The sequence below is a fragment of the Pseudoalteromonas sp. SG45-2 genome, from assembly GCF_014164115.1.
GTDB classification, from domain to species: Bacteria; Pseudomonadota; Gammaproteobacteria; order Enterobacterales; family Alteromonadaceae; genus Pseudoalteromonas; species Pseudoalteromonas distincta.
On sequence record NZ_JACJEO010000001.1, the window covers coordinates 135423 to 159984 of the forward strand.

Below are 24562 nucleotides of genomic sequence, written 5' to 3' on the forward strand. Positions count from 1 at the left end.
CAATGAAAAAATCAGTTTATGTATCCGCAGTACTTTGTAGTGCACTTATTGCTACAGGGTGTTCAGAAAATAACAAACCTGAACAACAGCAAGCACCTACCCACACGCAAAATGAGCTTACCAAGCCGGTTGTATATCAAGTATTTACGCGTTTGTTTGGTAATACCGAAACAGCCAATGTGCCATGGGGCACTAAAGAGCAAAATGGTGTAGGTAAATTTGCCGACTTTAACGATGCAGCCCTAAAAGGCATTAAAGAGCTAGGTACCACGCACGTTTGGTATACCGGTGTGTTACACCATGCGTTAGTAGGCGATTATACCGACTACGGCATTTCGCAAGATGACCCCGATGTAGTAAAGGGCCGTGCAGGTTCACCGTATGCTATTAAAGACTACTACGATGTAAATCCTGATTTAGCAGTTAATGTTACTCAGCGAATGGATGAATTTGGCGCACTTGTTGAGCGTACACATAACCATGGCATGAAAGTCATTATTGATATAGTGCCTAACCATGTAGCACGAAATTACCAATCCCTTGGCAAACCTAAAGGCGTTAAAGACTTTGGCGCACAAGACGACACCACTAAAGCGTACGATAAAAATAATAACTTTTACTACGTACCAGGGCAGTCTTTTCAGGTGCCAACATCGCCAGAGTACAAAGTATTAGGGGGTAATGAAAGCCCATTAGCGGATGGCTTTTTTGATGAAACACCCGCTAAATGGACAGGTAACGGTGCCCGTGCACCAAAACCCGATATAAACGATTGGTACGAAACAGTAAAAGTAAATTATGGCGTAAAGCCAGATGGTAGCTACGATTTTGTTCAATTGCCAAGTGAATACAAAAATAAAGACTACCGTGCTCATTATGCATTTTGGCAAGATAAAGAACTTCCTAACAGCTGGTACAAATTTAGAGACATAGCACTTTTTTGGCTCGATAAAGGCGTTGATGGCTTTAGATACGACATGGCCGAAATGGTGCCAGTAGAGTTTTGGAGTTTTTTAAATTCGTCGATAAAAATGCAAAAAAGCGACGCCTTTTTGTTAGCCGAAGTGTATAACCCGCTAATGTACCGTGCGTATATTCACCAAGGTAAAATGGACTACCTTTACGACAAAGTAGGCTTTTATGACACACTAAAAGCCATTATGCAGGGTAAGCAAGCTGCTAATACTATTTTTGCAGCCCAAAGCCAAGTTACTGATATTGAAGCGCACATGCTGCACTTTTTAGAAAACCACGACGAACAACGCATCGCGAGCCCTGACTTTGCAGGTAACGCTGTGTGGGGTAAACCGGCTATGGTGGTTTCTAACTTAATGAGCCGCGCACCCACGTTATTATATTTTGGTCAAGATGTGGGAGAAGATGGCTCAGAAAACGCAGGATTTGGCACAGCTACACGCACCAGTATTTTTGACTACATTGGCGTGCCAGCGCACCAAGCATGGATGAATAATGGCAAGTTTGACGGTGCTAATTTAACACAAGAGCAAGTAGCACTTCGTGACTACTACAAAGCGATTATGTCACTAAATAGTTTACCTGCTGTGGTAGGCGGTGAAATGACTGAGCTTAGCGTTACAGGAAGTGAGCGAGTTGTAGGTTTTACGCGCAAACTTGGCCAACAAGCGCTGTACGTATTAAGTAACTTTAGTGAACAACCTCAAACAATTACGGTTAATTTATCAAAGGCACAATTAGGAGCAATGAGTGAAAATACGCTATTAAATGATTTACTTGAAAATCACACCACCCAGCTTAAAGCTCACCCGCAAGGCGCTACATTTAACCTCACACTTGATGCATTTAGCAGCGCAGTTTTAACTAATAAGGCTAATCATGAATAATCAAAATAATAATTATGACAGCAACAAACCAAACCTGAGTTTTTGGCAAATATGGAATATGTGCTTTGGTTTTTTAGGTATTCAATTTGGCTTTGCACTACAAAACGGCAATGTGAGCCGAATATTTCAAACATTAGGCGCACAAGTTGATGATATTCCCATTTTATGGGTTGCAGCACCGCTTACTGGTTTAATCGTACAGCCTATTATTGGTTACTGGAGCGATAAAACATGGGGGCGCTTTGGTCGTCGCCGTCCGTTCTTTTTTATAGGCGCAGTGTTAACAACGCTTTCACTATTTATTATGCCGCATTCGCCAACGCTTTGGATTGCTGCCGGTATGTTATGGATTATGGATGCGTCAATCAACGTAACCATGGAACCGTTTAGAGCACTTGTTGGGGATAACTTGCCAGAAAAACAACGCGCTACAGGTTACGGGTTACAAAGTTTTTTTATTGGTATTGGTGCGGTACTAGCCTCAGCATTACCATGGATGATGACCAACTGGTTTGATGTAAGTAACACCGCAGCGCCAGGGCAAATTCCTGAATCTGTTAAATACTCATTTTATTGGGGTGGGGTGGTGCTACTTGTTGCTGTGCTTTGGACCGTTGCACGTACAAAAGAGTACAGCCCAGAGCAATTAGCGGCTTTTGAAAAGCAAAGCGCTCAACCTACTACAAGCAAACTGGTTGATATTAACTTTAATAAAGGCGCCATTATTTTTGTAGTGCTGGGTTTAGCAACCCTTGCATTAGTAATGGGGCTATCGCTTGAAAAAGAATTATACCTACTTGCTGGTGGTTTATTAGCGTTTGGTATTGTGCAGTGGATTGCAGCAGCGCTTAAAAGTGCTAACAAAACTCAAGGTGGTTTTTACCAAGTAGTACAAGATGTATTTACAATGCCAGGGCCTATGAAGCAACTTGCATGGGTGCAGTTTTTTAGCTGGTTTACGTTGTTTGCTATGTGGATATACACCACAGCAGCAGTAACAAGTTTTCATTACGGCAGTAGCGATGCAACCTCTAAAGCATTCAACGATGGTGCAGACTGGGTGGGTATTTTATTTGCCGCTTACAATGGCTTTGCAGCTATTGCGGCTATGTGTATTCCGTTTTTAGTTAAAAAAATGGGATTAAAAGGCGCACATTGCTTTAATTTATTGCTAGGCGCGTTAGGCCTTGCAAGCTTTATGTTTATTCAAGACCCTAAAATGTTACTTATTCCTATGATTGGGGTAGGGTTTGCGTGGGCGTCTATTTTATCGCTGCCTTACGCCATGCTAAGTAACGCACTGCCAAGTAATAAAATGGGCGTTTACATGGGTATTTTTAACTTTTTTATAGTTATACCTCAGTTACTTGCCGCCAGTATTTTAGGACTTATATTACGCCACGTATTTTCTAATCAGCCTATTTACGCATTGTTAATTGGTGCAGCCTCGTTTGTTGTCGCTGCCGTTGCGGTAATGCGCGTTAAAAATTTACATTAAGGACACACAATGAAAAAATACAACCTTATAACCGCCTCACTTTTAACGTTAGGTTTAACAGCTTGTGGCGCTCAAAACACAAGCACAACTAATGAAAGTACCACTGCACAGCTTAAATCGGCACCAGGCGCCCCAGGCGCAGAGCCTTTTTGGGCTTACGCAGGTAAAACAGGTATTGGTACATCGCACGAGCAATACCAAAACGGCCAATACAGTGATTCAGCTGCAACGGGGGATGTGTCTAAAGTATGGTTTTCAATCGCTAAAGGTATGATCACCGAAACCATGTTTGGGCTTATTCACCAAGCTCAAATAAAAGACATGCAATTTATAGTAACAGGTAAAGACTTTACCGTTAGTGAAGCTGATGATTTAGATGTCAACATTGATTACTTACATAAAGATGCACAAGGTCGCCCACTTTCTCTGGCTTATAAAGTAACAAGCACTGATAAACAAGGCCGCTTTACACTTGAAAAACACATATTCACCGACCCTGACGGACAAACATTGTTTGTACGCAGTATTTTTAATACGTCACTTAAAGGCGTAAAAGCGTATGTTGCTGTTAACCCTTATATAAACAATAACGGCTTAGGTGATTTTGCAAAAACCACTGAGCACGGCTTAGTCGCTTGGGAAGATGATAATTATTTAACATTGCAATCATCTACACCATTCAAAATGCAAAGTGTAGGCTTTACAGGCGTAAGTGATGGCATCACTTCACTTAAAACACAGCAAACACTAAGCAAACAATATTCAAACACTGGCGATAAGGCCGGTAACGTCACTCTGCTGGCAGAACTTGGTAATATCGATAGTAATAATGCCACATTTGATTTAGCACTAAGCTTTGGTAAAACCCTGCAGCAAAGTATAAAGCAAGGCGAAAAAAGCTTAGCAAAAGGGTACCAAGCGGTGCTTGATCACTATAACGGTAAAGGTGAAGCGCTAGGCTGGGAAGATTACCTACAAAGTCTCAAACCGCTCAATAAAATGATTGAACAAACAGCCGATAACGGTAAGCTTTTATACACCAGCGCCATGGTTCTAAAAGCACAAGAAGATAAAACACACGCAGGGGCATTAATTGCTTCTCTATCTAATCCATGGGGCGAAACTGTTTCAGCCAAAGAGGGCTCTACTGGCTATAAAGCAGTATGGGTGCGCGACTTTTATCAAGTAGCCATGGCCTTTATGGCACTCGGCGATACAGCCACAGCAAAAACAGCGTTTGAATACCTTGAAAAAGTGCAAGTAAATAGCAAAACACCAGGTAATAAAGGCGATACAGGCTGGTTTTTACAAAAAACGCACGTAGATGGTGAGCTTGAATGGGTCGGCGTACAGCTTGACCAAACAGCTATGCCTATTATGCTTGCTTGGAAGTTACATAAAGCCAATGTACTTAGTGATGAAGAGCTAAAAAGCTGGTACGGAAAAATGTTAAAACCCGCGGCTGATTTTTTGGTTGATGGCGGCCTTGCTAAAATTTTATGGAACGACACGCAAATTACACCACCGGCAACCCAACAAGAGCGTTGGGAAGAGCAAAGCGGTTATTCGCCTTCGACTACTGCAGCAATAGTAGCTGGCCTTATTACAGCCAGTGATATTGCAACACTAAGTGGCGATGATACAAACGCAAAGCGCTACTTAGATACAGCTAAAAAATACAGCAGCGATATTGAATCGCAAATGTTTACCACTAAAGGTAACTTAAAAGGCGAGAATAGCGATGGCGAATACTTTATTCGTATAGGCCAAGATACCGATGCAAACTCAAACACTAAAATTAACGCTAATAATGGCCGCGAAGGGTTTAATAAAAAGCAAATTTTAGATGGCGGTTTTTTAGAGCTAGTACGGTATGGCGTACGCGGTGCAAATGATGAAAGCATCGTTAAAACACTACCTGAGTACGATGACGAAACACTAGAAGATAACCTACAAGTTAAATACAGCTTTAGCTTTGACGACGGCAGCGGCACATTTGCAGGCTACCGCCGCTATGGTAATGATGGCTACGGCGAAGATGAAGTAACGGGCACAAACTATGCCGAGGGTGGCAGTAATACACCAGGCCAACGTGGTCGTGTATGGCCGTTTTTCACAGGTGAACGTGGCCACTATGAAATAGCAGCAGCTAACGCAAACAACGCCTTTGATGATGCTAAACAAGCGCAAATTAAAAATAGTTATGTTAAAGGTTTGGAGCAATTTGCCAATAAAGGGCTAATGCTACCAGAGCAAGTATGGGATGGTGTAGGTGTAAATAAAGCTGGTCATGCGTTAGGCGAGGGCACAAACTCAGCAACGCCACTTGCATGGACACATGCAGAATACATTAAGCTTGTACGCTCACTCAGTGATAAACAAGTTTGGGATTATTATCCAGTGGTTGGCGAGTCACTTAAAGACTAATATAAAGCAAGCTGCAGTTATTAAAAAGGCTTCTAAATAAATTTAGAAGCCTTTTTTACTATTCAGTTATTCTGTATTTAAACTAATATGAATCAGCAATAATACTTAATTATTTGTTGGTAATAACTAGATAACGAAATTTTTATCTTGTTATCAGTACGATTTTCTTACCTCAAAATAGATCACCTAATTAGGCGATTTGATATGAAGGGTGCTCTTCATATCAAATGAATGCCACCCTTTTATTACATTATTTGAGGCCACATTTATTATCAAACCAAGATAACAACTCTGTATAAAACTCTTTTTTATGATCGTAGAAAAGCGTATCAGAAAAGTGATCAGCATCTTCTAGCTCAATATATTTAAAGTCTTTTTTGTACTTTTCAAGCTCAGATACAAAGTCTCTACTGTGTTTTACTGGAACACGACTGTCGATATCGCCATGTACAACCAGTATAGGAATATTTACTTTATTTACTTGCTCTACAGGAGAGACACCAGTAATAGTAGGGCGTTGTAAGATACTTAAAAAGCGATTTTCGTTAAGAGTTGCATTGATACGACTCAAATCACTTACACCCGCACCGGCAACAACACATTTATATATGTTGTTTTCACGCATAGATGCAGCAAATGCAGCATAACCACCATAACTCCAACCAAATAAAGCAAGCTTATCTTTTGTTGCTAAACCTTTATCTATTAAATATTGTGCGGCGTCATCTAAATCATCTTGTTTTTTCAAGCCCCAGTTATTATCACCGGCTATCCAATGCTCCAAACCGTAACCTGTAGAACCTCGGTAGTTTGGTTGAATAACTACGTAACCATGATAGGCGAGTAACTGTGCCCAGTCATCAAATACAACAGAGTCACGAACCCAAGGACCACCGTGAGGGAGTACTATTGCGGGGTAAGGACCTTTAGTTGCAGGAATAGTTACGTATGCTTTTATTTTACGTCCATCTCTTGCTTTATAAGAGATATATTTAACGGTTCCTAATTTACTTTTATCAATAAACGGAAGGCGATCACCAATCTTAGTTAACTTCTGTTTATTAGTAACAATGTAATAGCTGCCAGGGTTATCGTCAGCAGATACTCTCACTACTAATACATTATCGTTATCAGAGCTACTGATGATTTGTACAAATTTACCTTTAAATAAAGACGCAACAGATTCGTTAAGTGCTTGTAGGTTAGGATCTGTGAAATAAAACTTAGGTTGCTTAGTTGTATAGCGAAAGCCTTGTAAGGTGCCGTCGGTATCAAGTATAACACCATCGGTATCTACAGACTTAAGACCAAATTGACGTTCAGAATACTGACCTGTTTTAATATTATAAATATAAATGCCAGTCGTATTTTCGCCTAAGTTGGCATTAACATAAACTTCGTTAGGGTTACCTTTCGCAAACCCTAAAATCTCAAAGTTTTCACGCTTTTTAGGACTAACTTGCTTAATTACTTTCCAATCATCATTACCTTTATCTCGGGCATAATAATCGATTGCGTTATCAGACTTATTCCAACCTTGGGCTATTCTTATTTCACCGTCGTAGTCAGAAACGAATGAGCCTGATACTTTTTCATTTCCGCGCATTACAGTAACGCTTCGTCCAGTATTAATATTAAAGCGCACTACATCTGGAATGTAGTTATTATTAATATCAACCTCTACTAATACTTCATCTTTTTTGTCAGGAAGTATATTTATTATATTAAATTGAACATTTCGTTTTTTCTTAAATGGTAATAGCCAGTCGCCTTTACCATCTGCATCGGTTATTGCAAACTTATTAACCCAGTATTTGCGACTTCCATCTTCTAATATTTGCCTAAACATAACGCCAAGTTTTTCATCGTTTAACCATACGATTGAAGATATCAGCATTTTATCAGCGCCTAATCTTACAGGCTCTGCATCTAGGTTATTTGGATCTCTTATCTCAATTATATAGTCACCATTTTTAGTAGTCGCTCTTAAAATAGCAAGCTTCTTACCATCAGGTGATGCTACAACACTGCGTATAGCAGATGACATTGAGAAAGCATCAATACTGCTTACTTGTGCCGCATCTTCAGTTTCGCTATTAGCAAAAGAAGATAGGCCTAGTAGGGTTAATCCTACTAATATTCTTTTTTTAAATTTCATTTTTATTCCCTCAAAAAAAATGGCCTAAAATTTTAGGCCATCTGGATTGAATATTTACTCAGCCAATTCTAATTAAAAAGAAGCTGTAAAACTGATGTATGGGCTACGACCTGAAGTGTCATAACCAACACCTAGAGGGATATTAGTGTTTGAAAAAGAACCACTTGGATCTACTTTAGGAGGAGCTTCATTAAACACGTTACGAACACCAAAGTTCACTTTATAAGCATCGTTAGACCAAGTCATACCGATATTATGTACAAAGTAGTCATCGGTGAAGCCAACTGGGCGACATTTAAGTGCTTCACCGTTAGCGTCGGTTAAACCACGACAACCTGCAGTGCCTTCTTCAAATTCACCTAAATCATCCTCATCTTCACGACCTTTACCGATGAAACGCGTTTCCCAGTTAAATCTAAAATCAGAGTATTTAAGTTGTAAGCGAGCGGTACCACGCCATTCTGGAGAATCTGGCTCGCCCATATTGTCATCAATAGTACCAAGCACGTCAAAAACTTGCTCTGTCATGCGAGTAGCTTGAAGATCAAGTGTAATACCTAGGTTTTCTTCTGCAATTACTGTATCTGTTTCAAAGTAGATATTGTAATCAAAACCTTTAGATGAGATTAAACCAATATTGATAAAGCTAGCATCAACTAAATCAATTTGACCATTTTCATCACGCCCGATACGGCTACAGAAAGCATCATTACCATCAGCAGAATAACACTGACCAATACTGTAACCAGCGCTTGGCTCTGCAATACTATTCGTTACTTCAATATCAAAACGAGTTAATGACATTGTTAAATCAAATGCATCAGTGAACGGTTGTTCAAAGATAAAACCATATGTTTTAGCCACTGATGTTTCAGCACTAAGCTCAGTTGTACCGCCAGTTTCAATCTCAGCGCTGTAAGCAGCAGTGTATGAGTCAGTTCCATTTTGACCTAAACCAAGAGTAGTTGGATCAATACCTGATGCTTGACAAGCGTTTAGTACAGCTGTATCACGTGTTTCTTCAGCTGCATTATATGTAGCTGCTGAACCTGGGTTCAATGGGTCGATATTACGAGCATCTTCCGGAACAACACATGGATCGGCAACTGTATTAAAACCAGACGTACCGTTTAAGAAACGCTCGCGTAGGTTAGGTGCTCTGTACGAAGTACCTTTTGTTGCACGTAGAGTAAACCACTCAACAGGACGGTAAATTGTTTTAAGACTATAAGTCGATTCTGCATCGTAGAAAGATTCTTCAGAAACACGGCCAGAAGCTGTAAATGTAAGTTCTTCAGCGCCTTTAACACCTTTAAGTAAAGGGAATTCAACTTCTGTGAATATTTCCTTTAAGTTACGTGAGCCATCAGCGCCTTGGTCAGCAAAATAGCCCCATAGTAAGCCTTGAGATGCAGCAGCATTTGGATTTGATTCAATTTCATCACGACGATATTCAACCCCAACGATACCTGCAACAGTTTCGTTGTTCCATGGTAATGCGAAGAAATCACCACCCATGAATGCATTGAAAACAAACTGGTTTACTTTAGTTTCGATATCGCGGTCGATAAATAAGTAAGCAGCTTCTTCAGGTGAAAGCGTACCGCCACCTTCTTGATAAATACTATCTGCAAATAAATTAACAGGAACACATCCATCAGAACCGGTACCACAGGTAACAGTACCATCATCATTAAGAACAGCGGTTTCTAATGAGTTAATTAAGCGCTCTTCATCAATACCAACACGGTGGTCAGTACCTTTTGATGCGCTGTACGATACAGACGCGTCGTAGTACCAATTGTCTAAACCGATGTTTTCAAACATACCAAGATTACCAGTAACACCAGTAACTAAACGATATTGTGAAACTTCAACCTCAGTTTGATCACGGTCACCACGAATATTGATGATTGGCTGAACGGCTTCTGGTCCACCAGGGCCCACACCTAACACGCCAAAACAGTCAATACCGTTTGTTCCACAAGGGTTATATGGGTTTGATGCCGCTACTTGTTGGAATATCTGTGCACCTGGGCTAAAAATTGGTGATTTACGACTAGCGTATAAACCTTCGTAGTAGAAAGTTGTATCGTTATCATCTTGGAAGTTATATTCACCATTAAGCATTAGTGAAATACGTTCATTTTTACTTCTGTAATCACCACTTTTGTAATAATCAGATTGTTGGAAAGCGTATAGAGGGTCTTGGAAATCAACGTCACGGAAACCATCGCCGTTACCATCTACAAATACACCATCATTTATACCATCGCCATCAAAATCGCCCGCTACCCATGAAGGTAAAAACCCTTCAAGACTTGATGGTACAGTTGATTCGCTGAAGTTTGGAATACCAGTGTTTGTAAAGTCAGGTGTATAATAAACACTACCAAAGAAAGATGGTACGCTAATACGGTTTGTTAGAGGGAAAATGTCACATGAATCTTCACCGCTTGCTACAGGACCATAGCCACTGTTTCGGGTTACGATACTGCCATCTTCAGCTTCCCAAATACGCTCTTCACACCCTTTAACAAAAGGGTTGCCAGCTAAAGATTGAGATTTCTGTTCTGAATATTCAACACCAACGGTGATAAAACCATTATCCATGGTTTTGCCCCACATACCCGAAAGTACAGTTTCTTCACCGCCTTCACCTTTAGGTTGACGGTAAGATGCATCAAAAATAAAGCCTTCAACATCTTTTTTTAATATTACGTTAGCTACACCCGCTACTGCATCAGAACCATAAACGGTTGATGCGCCATCAAATAAATTCTCTACACGCTCAATCATTACACCTGGTATTAAGTTCAAATCAGGTGAAGTTGGCGCACCACCTACACCTGCTGGAGCCATTCTTCGACCGTTGATAAGTACAAGAGTACGCTCAGCACCTAAACCACGAAATCCGATTGTTGCAGCGCCTGGACCGTTATCTAGTACAAAACCACCAAATGTATTATCTATTTGAGCACCAGCCGCTTGGCTGGTTGACTGGAGCATTGAACCTGCATCAAATAAACCCATTTCACGAGATAAGTCACCGTTGATAATTTGAATTGGCGATGCATTTGAAAATTCAGCTTTTCTTATACGCGAACCTGTTACAACAATTCGCTCTGGCGCTTCTTCTTCTAGTTCAACGTCTGAGTTTAAGTCATTTTCCTGGGCTAGCGCGTTAGGCGCTAAGGCTACAGATCCTAGCAATAAAGAATATCTTATTGCATTTGATAGTGCTTTAGTTTTAAACATATGTAAATCCCTGAGATATTATTGTTATTTAAGCTATAAATCATAAATTAAACAAAGTGAAATATAGCATCACAATAAATTTACATTATTGAAACTAAATAGTAAATGCGGTTAATGGTGAGTAACTACGCAATAGGTGCTGAAACAGTCAGTTTTGGGCCTTAAAAGTGATTTTTTTCGCTATTTTTTTTTTAATTGTCTGTTTTTAAATGGTTTTCTTGTTTGTAAACGAATGTGAATGGATGTAATCGGCATATACATGGAAAGAGAAGGCTCAGCTTGACTTTCTAGGAATGAGAATAGGAGGCAACAGGGTGCTTTGAACTTCTTCACCACGTATCAGTTTTAATAGGTTCTCTACTAACATTTGCCCAGCAATAGTGGTGTTTTGCTCTATTGTAGTTAGTGGTGGGTTTACATAACTTGCAATGGCTATATTATCAAAGCCGACTACCGCAACATCTTTCGGCACGTTAATATTTGCTTCTTTAAGTGCGCGTATAGCCCCAATAGCAATTAAGTCACTTGCAGCAAATAAGGCGTTAAATTTAATATTATTAGCAATTAGTGAGCGTGTTGCGTGATAGCCAGATTCTTCAGTAGAGATAGCATTAGCCATTTTACGCTCATTTATTTTAACGTTGTTAGCCAATAGCTCATCTTTAAAACCCTGAAAACGACTAAAAAATTCGGGGCTGTGATCAGAGGCGTCACCAATAAAAGCGCAATCAGTTCTGCTATGCGCAATAAAGTGCTCTGCGGCGAGCTTACCGCCACCGTAGTTATCACAACAAACAGTTAAATCGGGACGGTTATCTACCGTTGCACCCCAGCAAACAAACTTAGTGTTTTGTTCAAGTAAGGTGTTAAATTTTGGTTGGTAATCAATGTAATCGCCATACCCGAGTAAAATAATGCCATCAGCTCTGTGGCTGTCTTCGTAGTCTGCTTGCCAATCAGCACTGGCCGATTGAAATGAAACTAATAAATCGTAACCTTCTTTAGCGCAAGCACGGGTAATACTGCCAAGCATGGCTAAAAAGAAAGGATTTATTTGGGACTCGTCAGAAGTAGGATCTTCAAACAACAATAATGCAAGCGTACTACTTTGTTGAGTGCGAAGGTTACTCGCATTTTTATCAACTTTATAATTAAGCTTTTTGGCTATATCGAAAACACGCTTGCGTGTTTCTTCATTAACAAGGTGGCTGTTACGTAAAGCGCGAGATACAGTCGATTGAGATACCCCTGCATAGTGGGCAATATCAAATGAGGTAGCTTTACCTTTCATTGTTACAACTTAATTAAATTGATAAATTATTGTGTCATTTTCGTTTATTGATGAATAATTTCAAGCTTTTTGTGAATTAACGTATATTTTTATTGATAAATTCCTGACACCGGTGTCATAATGTCAGTGTTTTATCATTTTGTTGTCAAAACGTATTCGCTGTCTATATCTTTATAGGCAGCATTTTTTACTGTGATAGCTACTTTGAGGTGATAGCTCAAAGTATAAATAACAATGGTACACCATTGTAAAATAATAAGCATGAGTCGCTTAACAAAAGAGATAATACTATGAGCCCAAACGCTTCTGCCCAATTTGATCCCATCTTAGTTGCTGATGTCGGCGGCACTAATGCCCGCTTTGCTTTAATAACTGCTTTTAATGAACAGACTAACCAATTTATAATAGAGCACATTAATATTTTTCCTAGTGCCAATTTTGGTTCTCTTGAAAGTGCGCTCGAGCAATATTTACAAACAGTCCCACATATTGCACCCAAACGCGCATGTTTAGCCGTTGCAGGGCCAATAAAAGCCGGGCAAGTGCATTTAACCAATTTAGGTTGGCATTTTAGCGTCAGTGAATTTAAAACTCATTTTGATTTACAACAACTTGAAGTCATTAATGATTTTGCTGCCTTTGCTTACGCTGCCCCTTACTTAGATCCTAAACAAAATGTCATTGTTAAATCAGGTCAAGCTGATGATAACGCAAACATTGGTGTTATAGGTCCAGGTACTGGTTTTGGTGCCGCGTGCTTAGTTAGAACGTCTCAATCTACCGCAGTGCTAAGTTCAGAAGGGGGGCATATATCACTTGCACCTGTTAATGAACTCGATACTTTATTATTAAATGAGTTACGTAAAGATCATCCCCATGTTTCTATCGAAACAGTTTTTTCAGGTCCTGGCATAACGCATTTATACAAAGCAATGTCTGCGGTTAAGGGTGTAACAGCTAAAAATTTAGATGCCGCACAAATTAGCAGCCTTGCAAATAGTGGTGAATGTGATGTGTGTGATGCAACCTTAAACCAGTTTTGTGATTGGATTGGCAGTGTTGCCGGTGATTTAGCGGTTGTTTATGGCGCGTTAGGTGGATTATTTATTGGCGGTGGAATACTACCTCGTATGCAAGCGAGACTTCTTGAGAGTCGTTTTGTTGAACGATTTTCGCAAAAGGGTATTATGTCGCAGTACGCAGGACAAATCCCTGTAACACTCGTAACACAAGACAACATACCGCTTATTGGCGCTGCTGCGTGTTTACACAATAGCAAATAGGGCTTTGGTCTTACAGGTTGTATTTGGATAATGGACAGATGAAAAAAGTAACCATAAATAGTGTAGCAAGCCATGCAGGGGTTTCTAAAAAAACCGTCTCACGCGTGTTAAACAATGAGCCTAATGTAAGTGCCGCCACCCGAGAAAAGGTGCTTGCGGTATTTAAAGAGCTTGATTACACCCCAAATCCAATTGCACGAGGTCTTGCTCAAAATCGTAGCTTTATTATTGGCTGTTTATACGATAACCCAAGTAAAAGTTATATTACCCGAGTGCAAACGGGCGCCTTAGAAGCGTGTAAAGAAAACAACTATAATTTATTGATACACCCTTGTGAGTTTCGTGGTGAAGCACTTATAAATAATATTGAGCAATTACTACAAACTTCTCGATTAGATGGCATTGTGCTAACACCTCCTTTTGGTGATTTTGCTGAGCTTGCTTCTTTTTTAAAATCTAAAAAAATTCCTTATGCAAGAGTTGCTTCAGCTTTACTACAAGATGATTCAATTTCAGTGCGTAGTAACGACGAGCAAGGCGCATTTGAGATTACCGAGCATTTAATTAACCTCGGTCATAAATCTATAGCCTTTATTAAAGGGCACCCGGATCACAGTGCCACGCAACAACGTTTTAAAGGTTACAGGCGTTCACTTGCAAGCCATGGTATAGAATTTGATGAGCGCTTAGTCGAGGAGGGTAACTTTAGTTATCACTCAGGTGTAGATAGTGCACGCAGCATATTAGATTTATCCCCTAGGCCAACCGCTGTATTTGCATCAAACGATTACATGGCGGCTGCCGTACTTAAATTAGCAACTCAGCGCCAATTAAAAGTGCCTGATGACATTTCAATAGCTGGGTTTGATAATGCGCCCATTGCACGTCATATTTGGCCTGGGTTAACAACGATTGCACAGCCCGTTGAAGAAATGACTAAACAAGCCGTAACGCAACTTATTTTACACATAGCTCAACCACAAGAGCAGCCGTATCAGGTAACGCTTGAGTCGCGCTTGATTACACGCGAGTCTACCTCAGCAATAAAATAGTGAGTTTAAAACACTTTCACAGTAGCCCGAATATGAGTGACGCTTATTCGGGCTTTTTTTACTCTGAACTTGCTAAAACATGGTTTGTGCCTAAAAATCAATTAGGTCATTATTCGGTCATGTTAAAATATTAAACTATTTTTGTTACTCGGGGTTGACACCGGTGTCATTGCTATGCGTTAATACAGTGACACCGGTGTCAGGGTTGTTGTGAGAGGCTCCCTGGTAGCGTACCTTTGAACGGGTAAATCAAAGATGCTCAGTACAGTTATTTACGTGGAGTCTGTAGTTGCTACTGAGCCTTTATCCTCTAACTAATAGAGATGAGTTAAATTATGTTACATCCTCGTATTCAAGAAGTTACCCAGCGCGTTATCGAACGCAGTAAAAATACCCGTCAAGATTATTTAGATCGCATTTCGCACGCAAAAAAACAAACAAGAGTTCGTGCCGGTTTAGGTTGCGGAAATATAGCCCATGTTATGGCTGCATGTAGCAGTGATGACAAAGCGCGCTTAAAGGCTGATGAGCAGCCAAATCTTGCTATTATCAACTCATATAACGATATGTTATCGGCTCATGTGCCATACAAAGACTACCCAGATTTAATTAAAGACATTGCAACAAAATACGATGCTACAGCTCAAGTTGCTGGTGGCGTTCCTGCAATGTGTGATGGTGTTACGCAAGGGCGTGACGGCATGGAACTTTCACTTTTTTCTCGCGATGTAATTGCTATGTCTACAGCAATTTCTCTTTCGCACGATGTGTTTGATGGCGTTTTTTGTTTAGGCGTTTGTGACAAAATTGTTCCTGGTTTATTAATTGGTGCATTGTCGTTTGGTCATTTACCTGTGTTCTTTTTACCAGCAGGTCCAATGCAATCAGGTATTCCGAATAAAGAAAAAGCACGTATTCGCCAAAAGTTTGCACAAGGTTTAGTGAGCCGCGAAGACTTACTTGAAGCTGAAAGTGCGTCTTATCACAGCGCTGGTACGTGTACGTTCTACGGTACTGCCAATTCAAACCAAATGTTGATGGAAATAATGGGCTTACACCTTCCAGGTAGCTCGTTTATTAATCCTTACACTGAGCTTCGCGATGGCCTTACAGGTAATGCTGTAGAAACTATGCTTAAGCAGCTTACGGATGATAAAGAAAGCCCTTGTTTAGCCGATGTGATCAGCGAAAAAACGATTATAAATGGTTTAGTGGGTCTGCTTTCTACAGGTGGTTCTACTAACCATGCAATCCATATTGTTGCGATAGCAAAAGCTGCCGGCATTCAGGTTACGTGGAAAGATATGTCTGACTTATCAGAAGTTGTACCACTTCTTACACGTATTTACCCTAACGGCTCAGCTGATGTAAACCACTTTCAAGCAGCAGGCGGTATGGGTTTCTTAATGCGAGAACTAGCAAGCGCTGGTTACTTACATACAGACGTTAAAACAATGCTTGGCGATGGTTTAGCACCATACATGACAGAGCCTCGTTTAGATAAAGACGATAGCTTGATCATGAGCGACTCAACTGGCCCAACTAAAGTTAAATGGGTAGATTGCCCAGCAAACTCGCACGATGAAGAAGTACTTCGCCCAGTGAGTAACCCATTTAGTAAGCAAGGTGGTCTGCAACTTCTAACTGGCAACTTAGGTAAAGCTGTTATCAAAGTGTCAGCTGTTGCTGAAGAACATCAAACCGTTACTGCTCCTGCAAAAGTATTTAGTTCACAAAGTGCTCTGCAAGATGCATACACTCGTGGCGAATTAAACCAAGACTTTATTGCCGTGCTAAAAGAGCAAGGCCCTAAAGCGAAAGGTATGCCAGAGCTACACAAGTTAACGCCAGTAATGGCAACGCTTCAAGATGAAGGCTTTAAAGTAGCCATTGTTACTGACGGTCGGATGTCGGGTGCATCAGGTAAAGTACCTGCTGCTATTCACTTAGCACCAGAGGCAGTAGAAGGCGGCGTTATTGCTAAAATCCGAGAAGGCGATTTAGTGACGCTTGATGCGCCAAACGGAATATTAAAAGTACACGTTAGCGACGAAGAACTTGCTAAGCGTGAAGCAGAGCTTAGCCTGCCAAGTGCAACATTTGGTACAGGTCGTGAATTATTTACTGGATTTAGAAATATCGTAAGCAGTGCCGATTTAGGCGCGAGTGCTTTTGGACTTGAATAAATATTAGCCATACTGGGTAATGAGGAACAAGTAATGAGTATTGAAAAAATCTTAGCATCGGCACCCGTAGTGCCAGTGGTTGTAATCGAAAAATTAGAAGATGCAGCACCACTTGCAAGAGCTTTATACAACGGTGGCTTAAAAGCCTTAGAAATAACACTACGTACACCCATTGCTGCAGAAGCTGTAAAGCTAATGAAAGCAGAAGTACCTGAAGCCTATGTAGGTACTGGTACGGTAGTAGATAAGGCAAGTTTTGATCTTTCGGTTGCTGCTGGTGCAGATTTTATGGTGAGTCCAGGTGTGAGCGATGAGCTTATTGCTTTAGCTAAAACATCAGATATACCATTTTTACCAGGCGCTGCAACTGCAAGTGAAGTTATGCAACTTGCGTCGCATGGTTTTAAGTATTTAAAATTCTTCCCAGCAGAAGCTGCAGGCGGAACAGCTATGCTTAAATCAATCGGTGGCCCATTACCACATATTACTTTTTGCCCAACTGGCGGCATTAGCCTAGCAACTGCTCCTAATTATTTAGCGCTTAACAACGTTATTTGTGTTGGTGGTACGTGGATGCTAGATAAACAACTAATTGAAAATAAAGACTGGCAAGCAATTGAAGCGCTTGCTCGCCAAGCAAGTGAACTTAAATAGGAGTCTAAAATGATTAATGTAGCAATTAACGGTTACGGCCGTATCGGTAGAAATGTTTTACGTGCACTTTATGAGTCAGCTCAAAACAGCGAAATTAAAATTGTAGCAATTAACGATTTAGCACCAGCTAACGTAAATGCACATTTAACGCAATATGACTCAGTTCATGGTCAATTTTCAAAAAAAGTAACACTTGAAAACAACACTATGCTAATTGGGGATGACGTAATTACGTTAACGCAAGAGCGTGACCCTGCAAACTTACCGTGGAAAGAGCTAAACGTAGATATCGTTTTAGAATGTACTGGTTTTTTCACTAAACGTGATGACGCTGCTAAGCACATTACTGCAGGCGCGAAAAAAGTAATCGTATCTGCTCCAGGTACTGGTTTAGATGCAACAGTAGTGCATGGTGTAAACAGCGACGTAATTAATGCTGATAGCAATATCATTTCTAACGCTTCTTGTACTACTAACTGTTTAGCGCCAATTGCAAAAGCAATTAACGATACAGTAGGTATTGAGCAAGGTAGCATGACGACTATTCACGCTTACACCAACGATCAAAACTTATCTGACGTTTACCACCCAGATTTATACCGTGCGCGTAGTGCAACTCAATCTATGATCCCAACTAAAACAGGAGCTGCGGCAGCTGTTGGTTTAGTATTACCAGAACTTGCTGGTAAATTAGATGGTATGTCGGTACGTGTACCTACAATCAATGTTTCTTTAGTTGATTTTACGTTTATCACTAAGCGTGATACGACTGCAGAAGAAATCAATGCAATCATGAAAGAAGCATCAACGGGTTCAATGAAGAGTATTTTAGAATATAACGAGCTTCCGCTTGTTTCTATCGACTTTAACCATAACCCAGCGTCGTCTATCTTTGATGCAACGCAAACTAAAGCCAATGGCAAACTAGTTAAAGTAATGGCTTGGTACGACAATGAGTGGGGTTTCTCAAACCGCATGTTAGACCAAGTTAAAGCATTAGGTCAGTACTTATAATTGACCTTGTAAAAGTTTAGCTTTATCCAACCAAGCCACGCATTGCGTGGCTTTTTTGCGTTTAGTTTATCTGTATATTTGCAATTCAAAATTAGAAGGGAACTATTTGTATTTTTTATACCCTAAATTTTGTTAATATGTGGGTGTGTAAATCAATGGAATTTCGTTGTATTTAATCAACTCAACGACGCAAGGAATAATAAAAATGATCAGAGCTCTATCGCGAAAAGTATTTCGCACAAATCATCTTCAGATAGGTGAGGGCAACATAAGTGGCTACATAGCCTGCTTTTTAGCAATACTGAGTTGCTTAGGCGTATTAGCGTTTCACTTTCCTGAATATTTAACCACACCAGAGCTGAGAAAAAGCTACAGCGTCGACTTTTTACGTCAGCTTATGTTTGCATCATTATTGGTCTCGGGCAGTTTAGGATTACTTAACTTTGTACGTAATACCAATAAGCGTTTAGGGGCTACAGCGTGGTTTTTTATTTTACTCGCTATTATGTTTGGCGGACCAAACGTTGAAGTAAACGAATTTGCTTCTGATACACCTTATATAGGGCTTGATTGGTTTATTTTAGATTTACTCGGCTCAACACTTATATTTATTGTGATTGAAAAGTTATTACCTCATCGTAAAGATCAAAAAATATTACGTAGCGAATGGCGAGGCGATTTAAACCACTTTTTTGTAAATCATTTAATTATTGGTTTTGTATTACTCGTTACTAACCACTTTGTGCATTATGGCTTTGGCTGGGCTGTATCATCTACAGTACAAGGTTATATAGAGCAAACACCCTTTATAGTGCAGTTGTTTTTAATAATACTCGTGGCTGATTTAATGCAGTATTGGGTGCATCGTGCCTATCACGAAGTCCCTTTATTATGGCGCTTTCATGGCGTACATCACAGTGCTAAAGAAATGGATTGGTTAGCGGGCTCTCGCCAGCATATTCTTGAAATACTCGTAACGCGCAGCTTAGTGCTCACGCCTATATTTGTACTTGGTTTTTCACAGCAAATAATTAGTTTGTACGTAATAATTGTGGGTTTGCAGGCTGTGTTTAACCATGCAAATGTGCGTGTGAAATTTGGTTGGCTAAAATATTTTATGGTTACACCGCAGTTTCACCATTGGCATCATGCGTCAGATAAAGCCGCGATTGACCGAAATTACGCTGCACATTTTTCGTTTTTAGATTATGTGTTTGGTACTGCTGTTAAAGGCCAAAAAGAGTGGCCACAAGCGTATGGTGTAGTCGGGGATTACATGCCCGTAGGTATGCTTAAACAACAGGTTTACCCGTTTAAGCGCACTAAATAAGTTCGGAAAATCCGAATAAACATAAAATAAAAGCGAGTAAGGTGTTACATTTTGCTCGCTTATATTATTAATATTAAATTTATTTTAGCTCTGCTAATAACTCAGTAAATGTAGGTCTTTGATTTAATGTAAATTGCATGGCACATTTTGCCATATCGGACATTTTAGCAAAGAGCTCACTTTGTCTATCATCGCCAGTTACCGTGCCTAATAAGTCTTCAATTAAACACCCTAATGCACGTACTTCAATTAACTCGATTTGCTTTTGTTGATAATCACTTAACATGGCTAAGTTTGTGGCTGCACCAAAATCACCAAATAATACATCAGCATCTTTGTTTATCATGGTGTTATGCGCATACACGTCGCCATGGCTTACTTTACAAATATGCAAGTGATGTAAGGTACTTACCATTTGCTGTGCAATTTTTAAAATAGCGTGAGTTGAGTAATGGCAATCATCATTAAAGGTATCACGAGTACAGGTTTCAAGGCTTGGAGGCAGGCCTAAATTAGCAAAGCTTTTATCTATTAGCTCCATTACTAAACCTAGCTGATCACTTTGCTCAATGTAGGCAAGTACTTGAATTAAATTAGCGTGATCGCCTGCTTGTAAGCAGCAATTTACTTCATCAAGCGGGTAGCCGTCGCTGGTAATTGCGCCTTTAAATAATTTAATCGCTACAGCACTTTCAATAGCTTGTGCTAAATGAATAACGCCCGATGCACCTTGGCCAATAACATGACTAAGTGTGTAATCGTTAAGAGACTTATTTTCTAAGCAGCTTTTTGTAAGGCACTGGGCTTTATTAAAATCGTTACCGGCAAACGCAAGCCAAGCAAGTTTAGGCAATTCAAACAGCCAGTCGTCTACGTGTGTTAAGTTATTAGCAGAGAGCCTAACAAGCTCAAGGTTTTTACACTGCGCCATGCTACTTGGCAGTTGCTTAAGTTGATTGCCTGCAAGCGCAAGCTTTTTAAGCTGGGTATAATTACCGAAATCTTCAGGCAATTCGCTTAACGTATTATCGGTGAGTATTAGCCACTCAATATTTTTTGGCAGGCTGTTTAAAGCAAATTCAGAAATTTGGTTACCTTTAAACGCGACCATAATTAAAGCAGGGCATTTAGCGAGCACTTTAGGAATATGCTTAAACTGATTAAACGATAAAAACACACGCTTCAGGTTTGTTAAACAGGCAAATTCATCAGGTAGTGTTGATAAGTTATTATTTGATAAATCGAGAACTTCAAGCGTGTCAGCTAAGCTAAAGATTTCTTCAGGAAATGTCGTTAGCTCTTCTACCAATTGCAGGCGAGTAGCACCAACAAGTTTGCCACTTTTAAGCTCTTTAAGGGAGTTCATATTAATACCATGTTCTAAAAATGAAAAAGCCAACATAGCTGTTGGCTTAAAGTCGTTCTAACTTACTAAATCGCTCTTTAGAATTGCGCGTTATGGTAAACGTTTTGCACGTCGTCGCAATCTTCTAACATTGCTAAAAAGCGTTCCATAACTTCAACGTCTTCGCCTTCAATCGGCGTTTCAATTTGTGGCACAAAGCTAATTAGGTCTTCGTCAAATTCAGTCACGCCCATTTCTTCAAGCGCTGTACGTGTATTGTTGTACTCTGTGTGAGGAGCAAAAACAGTAACTTTACCGTCATCTACTTCTACGTCAGTTACATCAACATCAGCCATCATAAGAGCTTCAAGTACTGCTTCGTCGTCATCACCGTCAAATACAAAAATAGCAAGGTGATCAAATAAATGTGAAACAGAGTTTTGAGCGCCAATTTTAGCATTCGCTTTGGTAAAACAAACACGTACATCAGCAAAGGTACGCTTGTTGTTGTCTGTTAAACAGTCAACAATAATCATACAGTTACCAGGGCCGTAACCTTCGTAACGTGTTGCTGCGTAGTCTTCACCGCCGCCGCCTTTTGCTTTGTCTATTGCGCGGTCAATAACGTGTGCTGGTACTTGGTCTTTTTTAGCGCGTTCAATTAAACGACGTAATGATAAGTTACCATCTGGATCTACACCGCCGTTTTTTGCACAAATATAAATTTCTTTGCCGTACTTAGAATAAACTTTAGTTTTAGCACCCGCAGTCTTAGCCATTGAATCTTTTTTGTTTTGGTAAGCTCTTCCCATCTGCGTTTCGCCTTAATATATGTAAATAATAGAATAAAATTATAATGCGTATTCTAAAGGTAAATGCATTCAAGGGCTAGTAAGTATTAAAACAGATTAAATCGGTAACGTTTAAAAGCCATGTAAACTGTATTTTATTAATGGGATCATCGAGGGTTCTAGACGTTGGAATTATATCTATTATGTGTAAATTTAATTCAATAAAAAAGCAACCTGTATAACAGGTTGCCTTACTAAGTAATAAAAAGTAAGTGTTACTTACCAAATACGTACACGCTCATCTTCAGGAAGGTATAACGCATCGCCTGGTTTTACATCAAACGCTTTGTACCATGCATCATGGTTACGCGGCGCTTGTGCTCTAAAGCGACCTGGGGCATGTGTGCCACCACGCAGTTGGTTAAGCATGCTTTGCTCAGTACGTTTTTCTTTCCATACTTGTGCCCACGCAAGGAAGAAACGCTGATCGCCAGTAACGCCGTCAATAACAGGCGCTTCTTTACCATTTAAACTGAGCTTGTACGCGTGATAAGCCATTGATAGCCCACCTACATCACCAATGTTTTCGCCAAGGCTATTTCGACCATTAACAAAATTACCTTCGATTGGCTCGTATTTACTGTACTGCGCAGCCAGTTGATCGGCTTTTTTGTCAAATGCAGCGCGGTCAGCATCAGTCCACCAGTTACGTTGCACACCGTTTTCGTCAGATTTTGAACCTTGATCGTCAAACCCATGACCCATTTCATGACCAATTACAGCGCCAATACCGCCATAGTTTACAGCCGGATCGGCATTTGGATCGAAAAACGGCGGTTGTAATATCGCAGCCGGAAATACAATTTCATTAAACGAGCTATTGTAGTAAGCGTTTACGCGTTGTGGCGTCATGCCCCAGCGGTTACGGTCTGTTTTTTGTAGCTCTTTTTCAACACTTTCTGCATGAAAAAATTCACGCATGTTTTTCACATTACCGATTAAATCGTTTTTAGTAATGCTTAAACCTTCATAAGACTGCCATACATTGGGGTAACCAATTTTTGGTACAAATGCAGCCAGTTTAGCGCGCGCATTTACTTTAGTTTCATCGCCCATCCATTCTAGGTTATCAATACGTTCACCAAGGGCTGTACGAAGGTTTTCAACTAGCTCTGACATTTGTTGTTTTGATGACTCAGGAAAGTAACGTGCTACGTATATTTTACCAATAGCAAAACCAAGCGAACTTGTACCCGACATTTCACTGATTGCACGCTTCCAACGAGGGCGAGGCTCTTGTTGTCCGCTTAGTTCTTTACCAAAAAAAGCAAAGTTAGTATTAAATACGTCTTCTGATAGTAAACCTGCGTTACCGCTAATAGCGTGATACGTTAGGTAGTCTTTCCATACTGCAATATCTTCTTGATTGATTAGCTCAATCATCGCTTTTATTGGCTCAGGCTGAGATACATTTAACTGAGGTACTTTATAACCTGTTTGCGCAAAGTATAAATCCCAGTTAAAACCAGGATAAGCAGTGCTTAAATCGGCGCGTTCAATTTGGTTTAGCGTTAAATCGCGATTACGGCGCTTTTCACGAGGCCAATGACCTTGTGCAATTTTGGTTTCAAGATCAACAATTGCTTGAGCGCGCTCAGCGGTATTTTCTACTCCTGCAAACTCAAGCATGTCAGCAATGTGGGCAACATAAGCTGTACGGGTTTTAACAAAGCGCTCAGCGTCCTCAAGGTAGTAAGAGCGATCTGGTAAGCCTAACCCACCCGCACCTAGTGACATTTCATATTTGTTAGGGTCTAATCGATTAAACCACATGCCGCCGCCAAAAGGGGCTTTATTACCGGTTAACCAAGATTTACCAAACATTTCAGCTAAATCGTCGGTTGACGCTATATCACTAATTTCACTTAACAATGGCTTGATTGGCGCTACACCTAGTTTATTAAGTGTTTCGGTATCCATATAGGCATTGTAAAAATCAGCAACGAGTTTTTCTTCTGCGTTTAAATCTTTACGTGCGGCTATTTCTTCAATAATAGCTTTAACATCGTCTTCGCTTCGCTCAGCTAATCCAGAAAATGCACCATAGCGGGTTTTATCTGCAGGCATTTCGTAGTTGTCATACCACGTGCCGCTGGCATACATAAAAAAGTCATCGCCTGGTTTCACTGCTTCGTTACGAGCTGTTAGATCAACACCAAAACTACCTAACTCTGCTTTTTCTGTCACTGCTGCAGTGACTACTTTAGGTTGTTGCTCGTGTGTTTTTGTTGTTTGCGGCTCTGAACAACCGGTAATAAATGTGGCAGCTAATGCTGCGGCAATTAAACTCTTTTTCATTACTTACTCCTGAGTATCACTGATTTAATTAAAGCAGCAGTGAATTATTTTTATT

The 24562-nt window shown here is 40.2% G+C and carries 15 protein-coding genes; 9 read left to right on the plus strand and 6 right to left on the minus strand.

The genetic code is table 11. From position 1 onward, the window contains the following. Window positions 1–2 precede the first annotated feature (2 nt). Genes H5116_RS00610 through H5116_RS00620 form a run of 3 tightly spaced genes read left to right on the plus strand, consistent with a single transcriptional unit; the run spans window position 3 to window position 5787 of the window. A complete protein-coding gene (locus H5116_RS00610) occupies window positions 3–1862 on the plus strand; it encodes an alpha-amylase family glycosyl hydrolase (RefSeq protein ID WP_182715328.1) in 1860 nt (619 codons plus the stop codon). After that, entirely contained in the window at window positions 1855–3360 is a 1506-nt protein-coding gene (locus H5116_RS00615) for an MFS transporter (protein ID WP_182715329.1), read from the plus strand. The genes H5116_RS00610 and H5116_RS00615 overlap by 8 nt, the downstream gene beginning before the upstream one ends. Before the next feature lie 9 nt (window positions 3361–3369). Continuing rightward, on the plus strand, window positions 3370–5787 hold the full coding sequence (locus H5116_RS00620; protein ID WP_182715330.1) for a glycoside hydrolase family 15 protein: 2418 nt from the start codon (window positions 3370–3372) through the stop codon (window positions 5785–5787). 250 nt (window positions 5788–6037) lie between these two features. Here H5116_RS00620 and H5116_RS00625 read toward each other — a convergent pair whose 3' ends face one another. The 3 genes from H5116_RS00625 to H5116_RS00635 form a co-directional block, all read right to left on the minus strand. Beyond that, the gene (locus H5116_RS00625; protein WP_182715331.1) at window positions 6038–7945 is read right to left on the minus strand and encodes a S9 family peptidase; all 1908 of its coding nucleotides are present in this window, start codon (window positions 7943–7945) and stop codon (window positions 6038–6040) included. Between the two features lie 72 nt (window positions 7946–8017). Further along, window positions 8018–11203 (minus strand): TonB-dependent receptor, encoded by a 3186-nt coding sequence (locus tag H5116_RS00630; protein WP_024596124.1) that lies wholly within the window; start codon window positions 11201–11203, stop codon window positions 8018–8020. 274 nt (window positions 11204–11477) lie between these two features. Continuing rightward, the gene (locus H5116_RS00635) at window positions 11478–12494 is read right to left on the minus strand and encodes a LacI family DNA-binding transcriptional regulator (RefSeq protein ID WP_024596123.1); all 1017 of its coding nucleotides are present in this window, start codon (window positions 12492–12494) and stop codon (window positions 11478–11480) included. A 290-nt stretch (window positions 12495–12784) separates the two neighbouring features. Between H5116_RS00635 and glk the strand changes: the two genes are divergently transcribed. The 6 genes from glk (at window position 12785) to H5116_RS00665 (ending at window position 20013) form a co-directional block, all read left to right on the plus strand. Further along, a complete protein-coding gene (gene glk / locus H5116_RS00640; RefSeq protein WP_002959751.1) occupies window positions 12785–13777 on the plus strand; it encodes a glucokinase in 993 nt (330 codons plus the stop codon). A 38-nt stretch (window positions 13778–13815) separates the two neighbouring features. After that, complete coding sequence (locus H5116_RS00645; protein ID WP_182197028.1) at window positions 13816–14829, plus strand: LacI family DNA-binding transcriptional regulator; 1014 nt, start codon at window positions 13816–13818, stop codon at window positions 14827–14829. Window positions 14830–15164: 335 nt separating this feature from the next. Next, window positions 15165–17015 carry a phosphogluconate dehydratase gene (gene edd, locus H5116_RS00650; RefSeq protein ID WP_182692865.1) on the plus strand — a complete coding sequence of 617 codons (1851 nt, stop codon included), beginning with the start codon at window positions 15165–15167 and terminating at the stop codon, window positions 17013–17015. A gap of 33 nt (window positions 17016–17048) precedes the next feature. After that, on the plus strand, window positions 17049–17669 hold the full coding sequence (gene eda / locus H5116_RS00655; protein WP_002959756.1) for a bifunctional 4-hydroxy-2-oxoglutarate aldolase/2-dehydro-3-deoxy-phosphogluconate aldolase: 621 nt from the start codon (window positions 17049–17051) through the stop codon (window positions 17667–17669). Window positions 17670–17678: 9 nt separating this feature from the next. After that, window positions 17679–18683: a type I glyceraldehyde-3-phosphate dehydrogenase gene (gene gap / locus H5116_RS00660; protein WP_002959757.1), complete on the plus strand. Its 1005-nt coding sequence runs from the start codon at window positions 17679–17681 to the stop codon at window positions 18681–18683. 205 nt (window positions 18684–18888) lie between these two features. Continuing rightward, the gene (locus H5116_RS00665) at window positions 18889–20013 is read left to right on the plus strand and encodes a sterol desaturase family protein (RefSeq protein ID WP_024597617.1); all 1125 of its coding nucleotides are present in this window, start codon (window positions 18889–18891) and stop codon (window positions 20011–20013) included. Between the two features lie 79 nt (window positions 20014–20092). Here the strand turns inward: H5116_RS00665 and H5116_RS00670 are convergent, their stop codons facing one another. The 3 genes from H5116_RS00670 to H5116_RS00680 form a co-directional block, all read right to left on the minus strand. Further along, window positions 20093–21415, minus strand: coding sequence for a leucine-rich repeat-containing protein kinase family protein (locus tag H5116_RS00670; protein WP_259398753.1), 1323 nt, complete (start codon window positions 21413–21415; stop codon window positions 20093–20095). Window positions 21416–21456: 41 nt separating this feature from the next. After that, complete coding sequence (locus tag H5116_RS00675; RefSeq protein ID WP_002959761.1) at window positions 21457–22170, minus strand: YebC/PmpR family DNA-binding transcriptional regulator; 714 nt, start codon at window positions 22168–22170, stop codon at window positions 21457–21459. Window positions 22171–22428: 258 nt separating this feature from the next. Then, window positions 22429–24507 carry a M13 family metallopeptidase gene (locus tag H5116_RS00680; RefSeq protein WP_182715332.1) on the minus strand — a complete coding sequence of 693 codons (2079 nt, stop codon included), beginning with the start codon at window positions 24505–24507 and terminating at the stop codon, window positions 22429–22431. Window positions 24508–24562 lie beyond the last annotated feature (55 nt).

Bases quoted from the DNA above. Each gene is read 5' to 3' on its own strand.
- H5116_RS00610 (WP_182715328.1), top strand. From the start codon at position 3: ATGAAAAAATCAGTTTATGTATCCGCAGTACTTTGTAGTGCACTTATT.
- H5116_RS00615 (WP_182715329.1), top strand. From the start codon at position 1,855: ATGAATAATCAAAATAATAATTATGACAGCAACAAACCAAACCTGAGT.
- H5116_RS00620 (WP_182715330.1), top strand. From the start codon at position 3,370: ATGAAAAAATACAACCTTATAACCGCCTCACTTTTAACGTTAGGTTTA.
- H5116_RS00625 (WP_182715331.1), bottom strand. From the start codon at position 7,945: ATGAAATTTAAAAAAAGAATATTAGTAGGATTAACCCTACTAGGCCTA.
- H5116_RS00630 (WP_024596124.1), bottom strand. From the start codon at position 11,203: ATGTTTAAAACTAAAGCACTATCAAATGCAATAAGATATTCTTTATTG.
- H5116_RS00635 (WP_024596123.1), bottom strand. From the start codon at position 12,494: ATGAAAGGTAAAGCTACCTCATTTGATATTGCCCACTATGCAGGGGTA.
- glk (WP_002959751.1), top strand. From the start codon at position 12,785: ATGAGCCCAAACGCTTCTGCCCAATTTGATCCCATCTTAGTTGCTGAT.
- H5116_RS00645 (WP_182197028.1), top strand. From the start codon at position 13,816: ATGAAAAAAGTAACCATAAATAGTGTAGCAAGCCATGCAGGGGTTTCT.
- edd (WP_182692865.1), top strand. From the start codon at position 15,165: ATGTTACATCCTCGTATTCAAGAAGTTACCCAGCGCGTTATCGAACGC.
- eda (WP_002959756.1), top strand. From the start codon at position 17,049: ATGAGTATTGAAAAAATCTTAGCATCGGCACCCGTAGTGCCAGTGGTT.
- gap (WP_002959757.1), top strand. From the start codon at position 17,679: ATGATTAATGTAGCAATTAACGGTTACGGCCGTATCGGTAGAAATGTT.
- H5116_RS00665 (WP_024597617.1), top strand. From the start codon at position 18,889: ATGATCAGAGCTCTATCGCGAAAAGTATTTCGCACAAATCATCTTCAG.
- H5116_RS00670 (WP_259398753.1), bottom strand. From the start codon at position 21,415: ATGTTGGCTTTTTCATTTTTAGAACATGGTATTAATATGAACTCCCTT.
- H5116_RS00675 (WP_002959761.1), bottom strand. From the start codon at position 22,170: ATGGGAAGAGCTTACCAAAACAAAAAAGATTCAATGGCTAAGACTGCG.
- H5116_RS00680 (WP_182715332.1), bottom strand. From the start codon at position 24,507: ATGAAAAAGAGTTTAATTGCCGCAGCATTAGCTGCCACATTTATTACC.